Origin of the sequence: Streptomyces sp. NPDC006393 (assembly GCF_040628575.1) — a bacterium.
Classification (GTDB): Bacteria; Actinomycetota; Actinomycetes; order Streptomycetales; family Streptomycetaceae; genus Streptomyces.
The window spans coordinates 85,121-101,428 of record NZ_JBEXZD010000015.1; the positions used below are offsets into that span (position 1 = coordinate 85,121).

Annotated in this window: 10 protein-coding genes and 1 pseudogene; 6 read left to right on the plus strand and 5 right to left on the minus strand. The window is 73.1% G+C overall.

Features of this window, described 5'->3' with window-relative positions:
- Positions 1 to 282: 282 nt before the first annotated feature.
- The 3 genes from ABZ484_RS10105 to ABZ484_RS10115 all read left to right on the plus strand — a co-directional run bounded on the left by ABZ484_RS10105 (position 283) and on the right by ABZ484_RS10115 (position 4,891).
- Positions 283 to 1,485 (plus strand): EfeM/EfeO family lipoprotein, encoded by a 1,203-nt coding sequence (locus tag ABZ484_RS10105; RefSeq protein ID WP_358865414.1) that lies wholly within the window; start codon positions 283 to 285, stop codon positions 1,483 to 1,485.
- 65 nt (positions 1,486 to 1,550) lie between these two features.
- A complete protein-coding gene (efeB, locus tag ABZ484_RS10110) occupies positions 1,551 to 2,834 on the plus strand; it encodes an iron uptake transporter deferrochelatase/peroxidase subunit (RefSeq protein ID WP_358865431.1) in 1,284 nt (427 codons plus the stop codon).
- Between the two features lie 212 nt (positions 2,835 to 3,046).
- Entirely contained in the window at positions 3,047 to 4,891 is a 1,845-nt protein-coding gene (locus tag ABZ484_RS10115; RefSeq protein WP_358865415.1) for an alkaline phosphatase family protein, read from the plus strand.
- A gap of 68 nt (positions 4,892 to 4,959) precedes the next feature.
- Here the strand turns inward: ABZ484_RS10115 and ABZ484_RS10120 are convergent, their stop codons facing one another.
- The 4 genes from ABZ484_RS10120 to ABZ484_RS10135 all read right to left on the minus strand — a co-directional run bounded on the left by ABZ484_RS10120 (position 4,960) and on the right by ABZ484_RS10135 (position 12,461).
- Positions 4,960 to 6,294 carry an alpha/beta fold hydrolase gene (locus ABZ484_RS10120; RefSeq protein ID WP_358865416.1) on the minus strand — a complete coding sequence of 445 codons (1,335 nt, stop codon included), beginning with the start codon at positions 6,292 to 6,294 and terminating at the stop codon, positions 4,960 to 4,962.
- A 275-nt stretch (positions 6,295 to 6,569) separates the two neighbouring features.
- On the minus strand, positions 6,570 to 9,350 hold the full coding sequence (locus ABZ484_RS10125; protein WP_358865417.1) for a SpoIIE family protein phosphatase: 2,781 nt from the start codon (positions 9,348 to 9,350) through the stop codon (positions 6,570 to 6,572).
- Between the two features lie 9 nt (positions 9,351 to 9,359).
- Positions 9,360 to 11,876 (minus strand): SpoIIE family protein phosphatase, encoded by a 2,517-nt coding sequence (locus ABZ484_RS10130; protein WP_358865418.1) that lies wholly within the window; start codon positions 11,874 to 11,876, stop codon positions 9,360 to 9,362.
- Positions 11,877 to 11,984: 108 nt separating this feature from the next.
- Positions 11,985 to 12,461 carry a GNAT family N-acetyltransferase gene (locus ABZ484_RS10135; protein ID WP_358865419.1) on the minus strand — a complete coding sequence of 159 codons (477 nt, stop codon included), beginning with the start codon at positions 12,459 to 12,461 and terminating at the stop codon, positions 11,985 to 11,987.
- 218 nt (positions 12,462 to 12,679) lie between these two features.
- On the opposite strand from ABZ484_RS10135, the gene ABZ484_RS10140 reads away from it, so the two are divergent.
- Entirely contained in the window at positions 12,680 to 13,135 is a 456-nt protein-coding gene (locus tag ABZ484_RS10140) for a hypothetical protein (RefSeq protein ID WP_358865420.1), read from the plus strand.
- Between the two features lie 78 nt (positions 13,136 to 13,213).
- On the opposite strand, the gene ABZ484_RS10145 is transcribed toward ABZ484_RS10140, so the two are convergent.
- A complete protein-coding gene (locus ABZ484_RS10145; RefSeq protein ID WP_358865421.1) occupies positions 13,214 to 14,668 on the minus strand; it encodes a glyceraldehyde-3-phosphate dehydrogenase in 1,455 nt (484 codons plus the stop codon).
- Between the two features lie 207 nt (positions 14,669 to 14,875).
- Here ABZ484_RS10145 and ABZ484_RS10150 point away from each other — a divergent pair, with 207 nt between their 5' ends.
- Positions 14,876 to 15,937, plus strand: a complete 1,062-nt coding sequence (locus tag ABZ484_RS10150; protein ID WP_358865422.1) for a helix-turn-helix domain-containing protein — start codon at positions 14,876 to 14,878, stop codon at positions 15,935 to 15,937.
- Positions 15,938 to 16,153: 216 nt separating this feature from the next.
- Positions 16,154 to 16,308: pseudogene (locus ABZ484_RS10155) on the plus strand (hydrogenase expression protein HypE); the annotation flags it as partial.

The window sequence follows — 16,308 nt, forward strand, 5'->3', positions numbered from 1 at the left end:
GTGGTGCTGTCAGGGTCGTCCTGCCGGAGACGGCGGGACGACCCCCACCCTACGAGTCCGGCCGGACCGGCGGTGCGAACGGGGCGCCTCGCACAGGACGTCAGGAGACCGGGCGGGGGCCGCCGGGACCCCCGAAGCCGCCGGGAGCTCCGCGGGGCCTCTGAATCCGCCGGGAACTCCGCGGGAACTCTTGGGTACCGGTTTTCCCGGGCGCCTGTCCGGGCCGGGCTCGTTGCCTAGCATGAGGTGATCACGCGGGGTGTCGAGACGGGGAGGGCGTGCATGCAGGTGGCCGGCCGCCCTCGGGCGGGGTCGCGGCGGCGGTGGACCGCGGCCGGGCTGATGGCCCTGCTGGTCCTGACGGCCGGCGTGGTGGCCCTCGCCCGCACCCCGCACCGGGCGGGCGCGGTGGCGCAGGGACCGCCGCACACCACCGTGGAGGTCTCGCAGAGCCACTGCGGCCGCGGCTGGGACGCGCCGGAACCGGGCGTGCAGGTCTTCGAGCTGCACAACACCTCCGACCGGGCCGCCGAGGTCTATCTGGAGGCGACCGGGAGCCATGCCGTGTACGGGGAGGTCGAGGGCATCGGACCGGGCACCACCCGGTCGCTGACGGTCCGCCTCGGCCGGGGCGCGTACGCCTTCCGGTGCGTGCCCGAGGACGCCGACGCGGTCACGGGGCCCACCGTCCGCGTCGGCCGGGGCCGCGGCGGCCCGGCCGCGGCACCCGTCACCGAGCACGACCTGATCCCGCCGGCGATCGACTACCAGAAGTGGGTCGCCGGGGGACTGGCGGACACGGTCCGGCTGACCGGGCGGCTGCGCGACGCGATCGACGGCGGCGACCTGGGCGCGGCCCGCGGAGCCTGGCTGCCCGCGCACCTGCGCTACGAGCGCCTCGGCGCGGCCTACGACGCCTTCGGCGACGCGGACGCACGGATCAACGGCACCGACGCCGGCCTGCCCGGCGGCGTCCACGACTCCTCGTTCACCGGCTTCCACCGGATCGAGTACGGGCTGTGGCACGGCGAGTCGGCCCATGCGCTGCGCGCCCCGGCCGCCGCCCTGGTCAAGGCCCTCACCGCGCTGCGCGACGACTGGGCGCAGGCCCGGATGGACCCGGCCCAACTCGGTCTGCGGGCCCACGAGATCCTGGAGAACACCGTGCAGTTCGAGCTGACCGGCCGCACCGACTACGGCAGCGGAAGCAACCTCGCCACCGCCCGCGCCAACCTCGACGGCACCCGTGCCGTGTTGTCCCGGCTGCGTCCGCTGCTCGCCACCCGCTACCCCGGCCTGCGGGACCTGGACCGGGCGATGGACCGTGCCCAGAGCGTCCTGGACGGCTTCCGCCACGGGGACCGGTGGACTCCGCCGGCCCGACTGGGCCGTACCCGGCGGGAGAAGACGGACGCGGTGCTCGGCGACCTGGTGGAGCGGCTGGCCTCCGTGGCCACCCTGTGCGATCCGCGGAGGACGGCGTGAGCACCGGCGAGCGGACGGGGCCCGGCGAGCCGCACGAACCGGCGGCAGGACACGCGGGACGGACGGTGGCCACCGGCGAGCGGAACACGGACACCGGTGGCGTGGGGCGGCGCCGCTTCCTGCGCGGTGCGGCCCTGGCCGGGGCCGGGCTGGCCACGGGCGGCGGGGCGGCGTCCGCGACCGGCTCCGTCGCCCTGCCCGCCCCCGCGGCCGGCGGGCTCGGGCCGGGCCCGGTTCCGGCGGCCCCGGCCGTCGCCGCGTTCCACGGGCCGCGCCAGCCGTCGGTGCTCGCGGCCCCACGCCGGTCGACCGCGTTCGTCGCCTTCGACGTCACCGCCGACGACCGCGCGGAGCTGACCGAACTGCTGCGCACGCTCACCGACCGCGCCCGGTTCCTCACCTCGGGCGGCATACCCGAGCCGGTCGGCATCACCGGCCCGCCCGCCGACTCCGGTCTGCTGGGCGGCCGTCTGCCCTCCGGCGCGCTGGCCGTGACCGTCGGCGTCGGCGCCGCGCTCTTCGACGACCGCTTCGGGCTCGGCGCCCGTCGCCCGCGGCGCCTGACGGCCATGCCGTCCTTCCCGGACGACGATCTGCGGCCGGACTGGTGCCACGGCGACCTGAGTGTCCAGTTGCACGCCGACGACCCCGACACGGTCCTGCACGCGCTGCGCGACATCGCCCGGCACACGCGCGGCGGGATGCAGGTCCGCTGGCGCCTGGACGGCTTCACCAGCCCGCCCCGCCCGTCGGGCACCCCGCGCAATCTGATGGGCTTCAAGGACGGCACCGCCAACCCCGACCCCACCGACCCACGGGAGATGGACCGGCTGGTGTGGGTGGGCCCGGGCGGCGGCGAGCCGGACTGGGCGGTCGGCGGCAGCTACCAGGTGGTCCGGCTGATCCGGATGCTGGTGGAGTTCTGGGACCGGGTCTCCCTCGGCGAGCAGGAGCGCATGTTCGGCAGGGCCCGGGAGTCCGGGGCTCCGCTGGACGGCGACACCGAGGACGACACCCCGAACTTCGCCGACGACCCCAAGGGCGACGTCATCCCGCTGGACGCGCACATCCGCCGCGCCAACCCCCGCACCACCGCCACCGCCGGCCAGCGCCTCCTGCGTCGCGCCTACAACTACGACCGGGGCATGGACACCAACGGCAACCTCGACATGGGCCTGCTGTTCTGCTGCTACCAGCAGGACCTCGCCCGCCAGTTCGAGACTGTGCAGAAGCGCCTGGCGGGCGAGCCGCTCACCGACTACATCAAGCCGTTCGGCGGCGGCTACTTCTTCGCCCTGCCCGGCGTACAGGACGCGACGGACTGGTACGGCCGCGCCCTGTTCGGCTGAACTCCCGGGCGCCCTCGGTCTTTTCACTCCTTTGCGTCCTTTGCGAGGAGTTCGTTCGGCCGATTGGTCAATACACGGTCAAAAGTTGGCCCGGCTTCCCTGACCGGGCGTTCACTCCCGCGCCATCATGGCTCCGCCACCGCGCCGCCCGTCCGGCGGAGCATCCCAGGCCGTACGACGCCAAGACGATCCTGCCCGGAAGGTGAAGCCGCATGGCCAGCAGGGGAAGACGAGCAACGATACGAAGCCTCGGGGCGCTGGCCGGCGCCGCGGCGCTCACCGTCCTGGGCCCGGCCGCCCCCGGCTGGGCCGCCGCTCCCGCCGGCCACCACGGCCACGGATCGACGGCCACGCCCATCCAGCACGTGGTCGTCCTGTTCGACGAGAACATCTCCTTCGACCACTACTTCGCCACGTACCCGAGGGCCGCCAACACCGACGGCACGCGGTTCACGGCGTCGAAGAGGACCCCCAGGGACATCGACACCCTCGCCCACGCCGGGCTGCTGGAGAAGAACCCCAACCAGTACGCGCCCCGGCGGCTCGGCCCGGCGCAGGCCGTGACCTGCGACCAGAACCACTCCTACGGGCCCGAGCAGTACGCGTACAACGGCGGCAGAGCCGACCAGTTCGTGCAGAACACCGAGGTCGACAAGTGCAGCGGCGGCCTGTTCGGCGAGCCCGGCCTGGTCATGGACTACTTCGACGGCAACACCGTCACCGCGATGTGGAACTACGCCCAGCACTACGCCCTGAGCGACCGTTCCTTCAGCTCGAACTACGGCCCGTCCACGCCCGGCGCCATCAACCTGGTGTCCGGCCAGACGCACGGGATCATCTCGGTCGACCCGGCCTCCGGCACCGAGAACCCCCGGCAGACCTCCACGCCCGACCCGTACACCGTCAAGTCGCCCGACGCGAACGGCGTGGGCACGATGGTCAACGACCCGGACCCGGCCTTCGACGACTGCGCCGGCAAGAACCACACCAGCGGCAACGCGCTGGGCGTGATGACGGGCCGCAACATCGGCGACCTGCTCAACGAGCAGCACGTCAGCTGGGGTTGGTTCCAGGGCGGCTTCCGCCCCTCCACCGCGTGGAGCGGCAAGCAGGGCGAGTACGCCCGGTGCGACACCGCGCACGCCAACGTCGGCGGCGCCCAGGTCGTCGACTACAGCCCGCACCACAACCCGTTCGCCTACTACAAGTCGACGGCCAACCCGCACCACCTGCCCCCCGAGGACGTCGCCGAGATCGGCCACGGCGGCCAGGCCAACCACAACTACGACCTGACGGACTTCTCCGCCGCGCTCAAGGCGGGCAGGCTGCCGTCCGTCAGCTTCGTCAAGGCGCCCTCCTACCAGGACGGCCACGCCGGATACTCCGACCCGATCGACGAGCAGCACTTCCTCGTCGAGCAGATCAACGCCATCCAGAGTTCGCCGCAGTGGAGGTCCACCGCTGTCGTCATCGCCTACGACGACTCCGACGGCTGGTACGACCACGCCTTCGCGAAGGTGCGCAACGGCTCCACCGACACCTCGCTCGGCTCCAACGGCAAGGCCACCGACAGCCCCGCCTGCCAGGCCGGCCCCCCTGCGTCCGGCGGCTACCAGGACCGCTGCGGGCCCGGCACCCGGCAGCCGCTGCTGGTGATCTCGCCGTACAGCAAGGTCGACAAGGTCGACCACACGCAGACCGACCAGGCCTCGATCCTCCGCTTCATCGAGGACAACTGGCACACCGGGCGCATCGGTGACCACTCCTTCGACGCCACCGCGGGCCCGATCACGGGGATGTTCGACTTCCGCCACCCCAACGGCAAGCGGCTGCTGCTGAACGCCGACGGCTCGGTGCGGTCGGTGGGCCCGATCCGTGACGTGGCGCCGGTCGCCACCTCCATCACCCCCGGCCCGGCCCTGCAGAACACGGCCGCGACGACCGATGCCTCCTCGTTCCCGGCCGTGCCGGTCGCCGTCGCCGCGGGCGCCCTGCTGGCCGCCGGCGCCACGGGGACGTACCTCTCCTGGCGCCGCAGGAACCGGGGCGTGGTCTGAGACCGCCGGTCCGGCAGGGGCCGCGCCGTCGGTGACGGGGCGGCCCCTGCCGCGTGCGGGGCCCTGCGTCAGGGCCGGAACGGCAGGGTGGCGCAGTTGGCCGGGGCCGTCTTGCCGGCGAGGCGGTCGGTCAGCCAGGAGACCGCCGCGCCCTGGTCGGCGAGCAGCGGCCCGAAGTGGTTGAGCAGGGGGCTGATGACGTTCGGCAGGACGACCGGCCGGTAGGTGACGTCGGCGCCTTTGCGGCACCAGTCGACGGCGAGCTGCCGGGCCTGGGCGTGCGGGACGAGGTTGTCGCTGGTGCCGGTGGCCAGCCGCACCGGACCGGTCGGCTTCAGCCTGCCGATGCGCTGGGTGTCGAGGAAGTCCCGGAGGGCGGGCGTGGAGCGGATGATGTCGCTGACGGACCGCCCGTCGGTCGTCCACCGGGTGCTCCTGGCGTAGCCGTAGTGGAGGATCGCGTCGCCCACGCACATGGTCGACAGGTCCTTGAGCGCGGCCTTGCCGGCGGCGTTGAGGTGCGCGTCCGCGATCGGCCTGAGCTCGGGGTCGGTCTGGAGGAAGCCGTTGAGGGACCAGCCGAGGGCGCCGGCCAGCTCACTGCCGTCGATCGCCTTGGTGACCTCGGTCAGGTCGGCGGGCGGCGCACCGGCGTAGGTGCCCGCGAGGGCCACGTCGGGGGCGTAGGAGGGCTGGAGTTCGGCGGCGGCCGCGGTGGCGCCGCCGCCCTGGCTGTAGCCGAAGAGCCCGACGGGCGAGGCCGCGGTGACCGACGCGCCCCGCACGGCGCGGGCGGCGCGGGCCGCGTCGAGGACGGCGTGGGCCTCGTCGACACGGTCGACGTAGGTGTGCAGCCGGTCCGTGGCGCCCAGGCCGACGTAGTCGGTGACCACGACGGCGACGCCGTGGGCGAGCAGCCGGTAGACCGACAGGTCCTCGTAACCGACCGAGATCGTGCGGCCGTTGAAGGACACCGGGTGCTCCAGGGCCATGGAGGCCGCGCACTGGTCGCCCTGGCCCATGGTGCCGGGAGCGACGACGACCAGCGGGCGCGCACCGGAGCCCGGCCAGTGCGCCGCCGGCTCGATGTAGGCGCCGGTGACGGCGACCGGCCGGCCGCCGGAGTCGGTCGACTTGTACATCACCCGGGTGGCCCGGCCCGGCAGCGGGCCGTTCAGGCCGGGCAGGCCGAGGGCGAGCGGGAGCGGCTCGCTGCGGATCAGGGTGCCGTCGGCGTCCGGGAGTCCGGTGGGCGGGGTGTAGAACGCCGGGATGGTGACGCCTCGGGACACCACGGGTGCGGAGGCCGTGGCCGCGGTGGCCGGGGTGGCGGCGAGGGCCTGGGCGCCGAGGCACGAGGCAGCGGTGACCGCTGCGGCGAGCAGATGTCTGCGCGCGGGCATGGGGAACCTCCTGGGATGCGGCCGAGCAGGAGAGAGCGCCTCGTGCGGGGACGACGGGCCACGCCCGGTCCGGGCACGAGGGCAGGACGGCGTGAGGCGGCACGGTCGTCCGCCGGCTTCCTCACGCGGATGGGGAGTGAGCTGACGAGACCGTACCCACCGGCTGTTACCGCGGGTACCGGCCGGTAGGTTACGGTTCAGTAATTTGACTCAGTGTCTAATAAGGGGGCGGTTTCCGTGACGGACTGTCGGAGCAGCGCCCGAACGCTCCCCGCTCACCAGGCCATTTCGTCGATCAGCAGGCTCATGTCCGGTTCCGCGGCCCGGTCCAGGGTCTGCTCCGCCCAGATCACCTTGCCGTGCGCCACATAGCGGGTGCCCCACCGGTCCGCGAACTGGGAGACCAGGAACAGCCCGCGGCCACCCTCGTCGGTGGTGGCCGCGCGCCGCAGCCGGGGAGAGGTGTTGCTGCCGTCCGACACCTCGCAGACCAGGGTGCGGCCCAGCAGGATCCTGACCCGCACCGGCGGCGCGCCGTAGCGGATCGCGTTGGTGAGGAGCTCGCTGAGGATCAGCTCCGTGGCGAACGACACCTCCTCCAGCCCCCAGTCCACCAGCCGGCGGCTCACCTCCGTCCGCACCCGGGAGACCGCGCCGGCCTCGAACGGCACGTCCCAGACCGCCACCTGTGACGGGTCCATCAGCCGGGTCCGGGCGACGAGCAGGGCGACGTCGTCGCTGGGGTGCTGCGGCAGCATCGTCTCCATCACGGCCCGGCACGTCTCCTCCGGCGAGAGGTCCGGATGGGCGACGGCCTCCCCGAGGATCCGCAGCCCCTCGTCGATGTCCCGTCTGCGGTCCTCGACCAGACCGTCCGTGAACAGCACCAGTCGGCTGCCCTCCGGCAGGTCCAGCTCGCCCGCCTCGAACGGATGCCCGCCCACCCCCAGCGGCGGCGACAGCGGCAGGTCCGGGAAGGTCACCCCGCCCGCGGGATCCACCACGGCCGGGGCGACATGCCCGGCCCGGGCGAGGGTGCAGTGCCCGCCCACCGGGTCGTAGATGGCGTACAGGCAGGTCGCCCCGGTGACCCGCGACCCCTCGCCGTCCGCCGCATCCGCCTGGGTGTCCAGCCGTGCCACCATCTCGTCGAGATGGCCCAGCAGCTCCTCCGCGGGCAGGTCCAGCGAGGAGAAGTTCAGCACGGCCGTCCGCAGCCGGCCCATCGTGACCGCCGCGTGCAGCCCGTGACCCACCACGTCCCCGACCACGAGCGCCACCCGGAACCCCGGCAGCGGGATCACGTCGAACCAGTCGCCGCCCACACCCGACTGCGCCGGCAGATAGCGCCACGCCACCTCCAGCACGTCCTGCTCCGGAAGGTCCCGGGGCAGCAGACTGCGCTGCAGGGTCACGGCCATCTCGTGCTCACGGGAGTAGCGGCGCGCGTTGTCGATCGCGACGGCCGCGCGGGCCACCAGCTCCTCGGCCACCGCGACGTCCTCGTCGTCGAACCGCGCCGCCCCGGCCCCCCGCCAGAAGTTGACCATGCCGAGCACCACACCCCGCGCCCGCAGCGGCACCGTGATCAGCGAATGGATGCCGGAGGCCAGCACCCGGCGCGCGCCCTCCGGATCCTGCGCCCGCCAGTCCCGGGCGGTCTCGAGGTCCGGCACCAGCACGGCCTTGCCGCGCCGCAGCGCCGCCACCATCGGCGTGTCCGCCACCACGAACTGGATCGAGTCCCCGACCGGCTGCAACGGATCGTCCGGAAGCGACCCGTGCGACGCGGTGCGGCGCATCCGGTTCACGGCACCCGTGGGCTCCTCGCCGTGCAGCACGGCGTCCAGGAGCTCCACCGTGACGACGTCCGCCATCCGAGGGACCGCCACCTCGGCGAGCTCCTGCGCGGTGCGCCGCACGTCCAGCGTCCTGCCGATCCGCACGCCGGCCTCGTACAGCAGCGTCAGGCGCCCCCGCGCCATCTCGGCCCGGCCGGACAGGGCCTGCAACTCCGTGGTGTCCCGGAAGCTGGCCACCAGGCCCTGTGCGCCGCCGTACGGCGCGGTGCGCCGAGTGTTGACCGCCAGCAGCCGGTCGCCGGCCGGACACACCACGTCGGAGGCGGCCTCGCCCGACACCAGCAGCCGTGTCATCTCCTCGCCCAGCCCCAGCTCCGTGACATGCCGTCGGCCGGCGTCCGGCGGCAGGCCCAGCAGCCGGTGCGCCTCGTCGTTGGCGAGCAGCAGCCTGCCGTCGGCGCCGACGATCAGCACACCCTCGCGCACCGCGTGCAGCACGGCGTCGTGGTGCTCGTACATCCGGGTCATCTCGGCCGGGCCCAGCCCGTGGGTCTGGCGGCGCAGCCGCCGGCTGACAAGGGCGGTGCCCCCGGTGGCCAGCGCCAGGGCGAGGGCCGCCGCGCCCAACACCATCGGCACCTGCTGGTCCAGCAGATGCCCCACGTTCTCGATCTCGATCCCGGCCGTCACCACGCCGACCACGCGCCGGCTCGGGTCCATCACCGGCACCACCGCCCGCACGGCGTCGGACGGCTTGCCGCGGAAAGTGTCGGTGAACGTCTCGCCCATGGCGGCCCGGCCGACGTCCTGCGCCGTGGTGCCGATGAGCTGCGGCTGCGTGTCGGCGAGCCGCACGCCCCGCGGGTCCAGCACGGAGATGAAGTCGACGCCGGATCCGGCCTGCGCCTGCATGACCGAGGGCTGGAGCACCCGCGTCGGATCGGGCGACTGGAGCGCCGTCGCCGTGCCGGGCGCGTGCGCGAACGCCTCCGCGACGGCCAGTGACCGCTCCCTGGCACTGTTCTCGCCGTCGTAGCGCCCTTGCAGCACCAGCGCGGTCGCGGCCGCCGCGATGAGCACCAGGACCACGATGACCTGGAGCAGGAACACCTGCGCCGCGAGCGTGCGCAGGCTCCAGGACGGCGACAGGCGGCGTCCGGGGAACCGCCATGGGCGACGGGACGGATCAGCGGACCGCCGACCACCCGGCGGCGGTGCCGCTCTCGACCGGGACCGGCGGGTGCGTCCGATCATGTTCCCGTTCTAACACCGCGCTTGACGCGGGGGCGACCCGGGAGGCTGCTGCTCCGCCCAGATCGTCTTCCCCGAGCTGGTGTACCGGGTGCCCCAGCGCTGGGCGACCTGGGCGACCAGGAACAGGCCCCGTCCGCCCTCGTCCGTGCCGAGCGCCCGCCTCATGTGCGGGGAGGTGTTGCTCGCGTCGGAGACCTCGCAGATCAGGGCGCGCTCATGGATGAGACGCAACCCGATCGGGCCGCACGCGTGCCGGATGGCGTTGGTGAGCAGCTCGCTGACGATCAGCTCCGTGGTGAAGACCATCTCGTCCAGCCCCCACCGGGACAGCTGCTCGGTGACGTTCTCCCGCGCCACGCGCACGGCCGAGGGGTCGGTGGGCACCTCCCAGGTGGCCACGCGGTCGGAGCTGAGGACATGGGTGCGGGCGATGAGGAAGGCCACGTCGTCCCGCGGCCGGTCCGGCAGCAGCGTGCGCACCATGATGTCGCAGATCTCCTCCAGGGGGCGGTCCGGGTGGGCGAGGGTGAAGCACAGGCGCTCCATCCCGACGTCCACGTCCCGGTCCGACGCCTCGATCAGCCCGTCCGTGTAGAGGGCGATGACGCTGCCCTCCTCCACGGCCACCTCGGCCGACTCGAACGGCAGGCCGCCCAGTCCGAGCGGCGGGCCCGCGGGGATGTCGGGGAACTCCACGGGTTCGGTGAGATGGGCGATCGCGGGGCTCGGGTGCCCGGCACGGGCCACGACGATCTTGCGGGCGATCGGGTCGTACACCGCGTACACGCAGGTCGCCCCGATCACCGTGGGCTCCTTGGCGGCCGCCTCCGCCTCGTCGGACAGGCGTACGACGAGATCGTCGACGCGCGCCAGCAGCTCGTCCGGGGGCAGATCCAGGTCGGCCAGGGTCTGCACGGCGGCCCGCAGCCGGCCCATGCTGGCCGCCGCGTGGAGCCCGTGGCCGACCACGTCGCCCACCACCAGCGCGACCCTGGCACCGGAGAGCGGGATGACGTCGAACCAGTCCCCGCCCACCCCCGACTCGGCGTCGGCCGGCAGATAGCGGTAGGCCACCTCGACGGCGCTGTGCTCGGGCAGGGCGAGCGGCAGCAGGCTCGTCTGGAGGGTGAGCGCCGCCTGGTGCTCGCGGGCGAAGCGCCGGGCGTTGTCCACGCACATGGCGGCCCGCCCGACCAGGTCCTCGACCAGGAGCAGGTCGTCCTCGTCGAACGGATCTGGGTTCTTCCAGCGCAGCAGCGTGACCACGCCCATCGTGGTGCCGCGGGCCCGCAGCGGGACGACCAGATGCGTGTGCACACCGAGCCGGAACATCTTCTCCCAGCGCTGGGCGTCGTGGGCGAGCCAGGGCGTCCAGGTCCCGACGATCTCCCGCAGGGGCTTCCCGGTCGCCAGGCACCGCCTCTGGGGAGACAGGTCCGGGTACCGGGTGGGCTCCCCGACCCGGACGATCACCTCCGGCTGGTCCTCCTTGATCGACCGGTGGACCGCGCGCCGCAGCGTCTCCGCGTCGTACGGCCCCTCGGCGGCCGGGACCTTCGTCGCCCGCACGGCGTCCAGGAGGTCGATGGCCACGAAGTCGGCGACCTGCGGGACGAGCGCCTCTGCCAGCTCCTGCACCGTACGGTCCAGATCCAGGGTGGTCCCGATGTGATCGGTGGCGGCGTTCAGCAGCGCCAGCCGTTCGCGTGCCGGGTCCTGTCCGGTCAGGTCGAGAGCGGCGTAGCAGATGCCCAGCGTGCGGCCCGCGCCGTCGCGCAGCGGAAAGAAGGAACGCAGCCTGGAACGCCCCTGCCCCCCCGCGTCCGGCGCCGCGTGGCGGGCCGGGGCGTGTTCGAGGGTCACCTGGCACTTCCCGGAGAGCAGCACCTGTCGGGCCTGCCGGGTCACCACGGCGGACTCCCGCGCCGTGGCGACCAGGGCCCGCAGGGTGCTCTCGTCGCGGGCACCGCCCTCGGCCACCGCGGGGCCGGCGGATCCGGCGCCTTCGCCGGTGTACGGGACCCCGGCGGCCTCGGCGACGGTGTCGTCCATGCCGGCCAGCGCGCGGTTCACCCACCGGTAGCGCAGCTGAGTGTCCAGCACCGCGACCCCGAGCGGCGACTGCTCCAGCAGGGCGCGCGCCACCGCCTCGTACATCTCGCGCCGGCGCCGCCGTATCGCGTCGCATCCGAGGACGAGCCAGTCGCCGCCGCCGCTCGCACCGCTGAGCCGGCACACCCGCACGGCCAGCCGCACGGCCGCGCCCGAGCGGTGCCGGACGGTGATCACTCCGGCCCAGACGCGGTCGATGCCGCGCAGGAACTCCGGTACGGCGGCCGGGTCGCCGTGCACCAGCAGGGACCCCACGGGACGGCGCAGTACATCGCGGGCAGGGTGGCCGACGAGCTCCTCGGCTCCCCGGCTCCACTGGACGATCAGTCCCTCGGCGTCGATCACCGCCACGGCCGTGGAGGCGATGTCGAACGGATCGCCCGGACCCGCACTGCTCACGCCGCTGACGCCCATGCCTTCATCCCCATCCACGGGCAGGACCCCCACGGGACATTTTCCCATCGGGGACCGGGTCCCGCGCCCGGAACGGCCCGGGAAGGACGTGCGGCCGGAACGGGCCCGCTACGCCTGCCGTCCCAGCGCGGTCAGCGCCTCGTCCGTGAGCCGGTAGACCGTCCACTCGTCCTGCGGACGGGCGCCCATCGCCTCGTAGAAGTCGATCGCCGGGCGGTTCCAGTTCAGGACCGACCACTCCAGGCGCTCGTAGCCGCGCGCCACGCAGACGCGGGCCAGCTCCGTCAGCAGGGCCCGGCCGTGGCCGCCGCCGCGGGCCTCGGGACGGACGTACAGGTCCTCCAGGTAGATGCCGTGCACACCCCGCCAGGTGGAGAAGTTGAGGAACCACAGGGCGAAGCCCACGACCTCTCCGTCCGGGCCCTCCGCGACATGCGCGTAGGCCGCCGGGTGCGGTCCGAACAGCGCCTCCGCGAGCTGCTCCGGCGTCGCCCGCGCCTCGTCGAGCGCCTTCTCGTACTCGGCGAGTTCCCGGATCAGGGTGTGGATGACGGGGACGTCTGCGGGGGTCGCGGCGCGGATCATGGGCGCAGTCTCACACACCGCGATCGGAGCGCACCGGCCGGGTCCCCGGCCGCCGTCCGGCGGGAGTGAGGCCCTCTGGCCGGTGTGCGGGGTGTCGTCCGTCCGGGTGGGCGTGAGCGCGGTCGTACAACCCCCGGGCCGATCCGGGTGTCTTCTCCACCGAAGGGGCGGAACCGGACGTTCTCCGGCAATCCGACCGTACTTCCAGGGGGAAGAAGATGAGCGTGACGCGCACTCTCACCCGCCGCGGCCCGGCCGCGGCGCTCGCACTCGTGACGGCGGCCGTCCTCGGGGCCGGTGCCGCCGGCTCCTCGAGCGCGGCCCCGTCCGCCGCGCCGCAGACACGGCAGATCGCCTCCTCGGTCCTCGGCGGCGACTACAGGTTCACCCTGACCGCGGTGCGTTCCGCAGAGGACCGGTACGCCGCCTCCGTGCGCCTCCAGGTCTACACGCGCACCGATGCCGGCGCCTGGAAGGAGTCGGACCGTGCGACAGTGGGCGCCGTGGGCGGCTGGTTCTGGTACCCGCTCACCGGAAAGGGCGCCGTCTGCCGGTTCTCGACCTCCGCCGCCGAGCCCGCACCGGTCGATGTGAGCCTGCTGGTCACGCCGTCCATCGGCTGCTCCCAGCCGCAGCACTTCGTGGTCGAGCAGGGCAGGATCCACGCCGGCTGAACCCGGGACGCGGGACGGCGGGGCGGCGGCTTCGAACCGTCGCCCCGCCGGCGGGGACCGCGGGAACGCCGTCGGGTGTCAGACCGCCGGCGCCGGATAGGTCGGGTACTCCACCCCGGAGACGTACTGGACGACGCGGATGACCTGGCACGAGTAGCCGAACTCGTTGTCGTACCACAGATAGAGGATGGCGTTGTCGCCCTCGACCTTGGTGGCCCCGGCGTCGACGATCGAGGCGTGGCGCGAGCCGATGAAGTCGCTGGAGACCGCGTCGGGCGCCGTGATGAAGTCGATCTGGCGCCTGAGCGGCGAGGTCAGCGAGACGTCGCGGAGGTGGTCGAGGACCTCTTCGCGGGTGGTCTCGCGGGCCAGTTGCAGATTGAGGATCGCGATCGAGACGTCCGGCACCGGGACCCGGATCGAACTGCCGGTGATCCTCGCCTTGAGGTCGGGCAGGGCCTTGGCGACGGCGGAGGCCGCGCCGGTCTCGGTGATGACCATGTTGAGCGGCGCGGACCGGCCGCGGCGCTCGGACTTGTGGTAGTTGTCCAGCAGGTTCTGGTCGTTGGTGAACGAGTGGACGGTCTCCACGTGGCCGCGCAGCACTCCGTACTCGTCGTCCATCGCCTTCAGCGGCGGGACGATCGCGTTGGTGGTGCAGGAGGCGCAGGACAGGATCCGCTCGTCCGGCTTGACGGTGTCGTGGTTGACGCCGTGCACGATGTTCGGGACGTCGCCCTTGCCGGGCGCGGTCAGGACGACCTTGTCGATGCCGGGGCGCAGGTGCTTGGACAGGCCCTCGCGGTCACGCCACTTGCCGGTGTTGTCGATGAGGATGGCGTCCTTGATGCCGTACGCCGTGTAGTCCACCTGCGTCGGGTCGTCGGCGTAGATGACCTTGATCGCGTTGCCGTTGGCGACGATCGTGCCGGCGGCCTCGTCGACGGTGATCGTGCCCTGGAACTGGCCGTGGATGGAGTCGCGCCGCAGCAGCGAGGCGCGCTTGACGATGTCGTCGGCGGCCCGCTGACCGCCCCCGCGCACCACGATCGCGCGCAGCCGCAGGCCGTTGCCCGAGCCGGCCTTCTCGATGAGCAGGCGGGCGACGAGGCGGCCGATGCGGCCGAAGCCGTAGAGGACGACGTCGCGTCCCTCACCGCGCTCGATCTTGCCCTCGCCGGTGGCGCCGGCGACGGCCTCGGCGGTGAACCGCTCCACCGACAGCCCGCGGTCGTCGCTCTTGTACGTCGCGGCCAGCATGCCGATGTCGATCTGCGACGGCCCGAGGTCCAGCGTGGTGAGGGCCCGGAGGAAGGGGAGCGTCTCGGTGACCGAGAGCTCCTCGCCGGCGATCTGGCGGGCGAACCGGTGGGTCTTGAGGATGCTCACCACCGACTTGTTCACCAGGGAGCGGCTGTGCAGCAGGACGGTGACGTCCCGCTCCCGGTGGAGCTTCCCGATCATCGGGATCATCGACTCCGCGATCTCCTCGCGGTTCTTCCAGTTGGTGAACGAGTCGTCGTTGACAGTCACAGATCTATCTTTCGAGCTAGGAGGCGCTCATATGCTAACCACATGGCGTGTTGATCACCCAAGCGGCGGTCGTCGAAGTCCCCTTCGGGTGCTATGTCGCGGGTGCAAAACGGGCCGGAACGGTCATCGACGTCAAAGGTTTGTCACCCTCGTCCACCGTGCGTTAAGAAGACGCCAACGACCGATCAAGAGGTGGGGGAGGGGTCCGTGACACGGCCAGAGGTGCCTGGGGAGTTTCTGGAGGGCTACACCCGGATCCTCGCCGATGTCTGCGTCACCGGCCGCCGGCTGACCCGGGACGAACTGGAGTCCCTGCGGGCCCAGGGGAGACGGGCGGCGGAGGCCGGACACGAACTGCGGACCCTGGTCCGCGGCCACCTCGCCGAGACCCGGGCGTTCTCGCCCGAACTGGCCGCCGTCGGGCTCGACCGCGTCCTCGCCGCCGTCGAACAGGCCATCGACGCCTTCGCCGAGGGCCACGAGCGGGCGCAGCGGCTGGCCATGCGCCAGGAGGAGGCCGACCGCCGGGAGTTCATCGACGATCTCCTGTACGGCCGCAGCGACCTGGGACGGCTGGCCGAACGCGCCGAACGTTACGGACTGCTCTTCTCCCGCGCCCACGCGGTGGCCGTCGCCGAGGGCCGGCAGCCCGTCGACGACACCCACCCGGCCACCCGGCGCGTCGAGACCGCCCTGCTCGGCCGCTTCGGGGAGCGCCGCATCCTGCTCACCACCAAGGACGGGCGGCTGGTCTGCGTCGCCCCGGGCGACCAGGGCGACGTCCTCGCCTTCTTCGCCAAGCACGCCTACGCGGCGACCGACGGCGGCCGGGTCGCCATCGGGCGCCCCCACTCGGGCGCCGGGGGAGTGGTCCACTCCTACGAGGAGGCCCTCAACGCCCTCGAACTCGCCGACCGCCTCGACCTCCAGGAGCCGGTGCTGCGCGCCGCTGACCTCCTCGTCTACCCGGTCCTGACCCGTGACCGTCAGGCGATGGCCGACCTCGTCCGCGACACCCTGGGGCCGCTGCGCGGCGCGCGGGGCGGCGCCCGGCCGCTGCTGGACACCCTCACCGCGTACTTCGACGCCGGCTGCACGGCCGCCGAGGCGGCGCGCCGTCTCGGTCTGAGCATCCGCGCCTTCACCTACCGTCTGGAACGCATCCACAAGCTGACCGGCGCCGATCCGGCGGACCCGGTGCACCGGTACACGCTGCAGACGGCGGTGATCGGCGCCCGGCTCCTCGGCTGGCCCGACGTCGACGTGTGACCCGCCGGCCCCGGCGTCACCGCCACCCGCACCCGCAGCCGCAGTCGCTGTCGCACCGGCACCGTTCACCCCACCGCCCCCGTACAAGAGGCGGCCTCGGGTGCGACGTGTGAGCCTGGGGCGGGGACGGACGCCCCGGAGCAGGGCGAACGCATGCCCCGGCCGCGCGCACGTCTCCCGTCAGGAGCCGGACCGTCTCCAGGAGAGGCCGAGCACATGAGCGTCGACACCAGCGGCACCGCCCCCGTCGGCCAGGAGCCCCAGGGCGCCGGGGAGCGGGCAGGTTTCGACGAGATCCACATCCTCTGGATCTCGGAGGGCATGAGCTGCGACGGCGACACCGTGTCCATCACCGCGTCGGGCCAGCCCGC

Bases quoted from the DNA above. Each gene is read 5' to 3' on its own strand.
- ABZ484_RS10120 (WP_358865416.1), bottom strand. From the start codon at position 6,294: ATGCCCGCGCGCAGACATCTGCTCGCCGCAGCGGTCACCGCTGCCTCG.
- ABZ484_RS10130 (WP_358865418.1), bottom strand. From the start codon at position 11,876: ATGGGCGTCAGCGGCGTGAGCAGTGCGGGTCCGGGCGATCCGTTCGAC.
- ABZ484_RS10135 (WP_358865419.1), bottom strand. From the start codon at position 12,461: ATGATCCGCGCCGCGACCCCCGCAGACGTCCCCGTCATCCACACCCTG.
- ABZ484_RS10115 (WP_358865415.1), top strand. From the start codon at position 3,047: ATGGCCAGCAGGGGAAGACGAGCAACGATACGAAGCCTCGGGGCGCTG.
- ABZ484_RS10140 (WP_358865420.1), top strand. From the start codon at position 12,680: ATGAGCGTGACGCGCACTCTCACCCGCCGCGGCCCGGCCGCGGCGCTC.
- ABZ484_RS10105 (WP_358865414.1), top strand. From the start codon at position 283: ATGCAGGTGGCCGGCCGCCCTCGGGCGGGGTCGCGGCGGCGGTGGACC.
- ABZ484_RS10125 (WP_358865417.1), bottom strand. From the start codon at position 9,350: ATGATCGGACGCACCCGCCGGTCCCGGTCGAGAGCGGCACCGCCGCCG.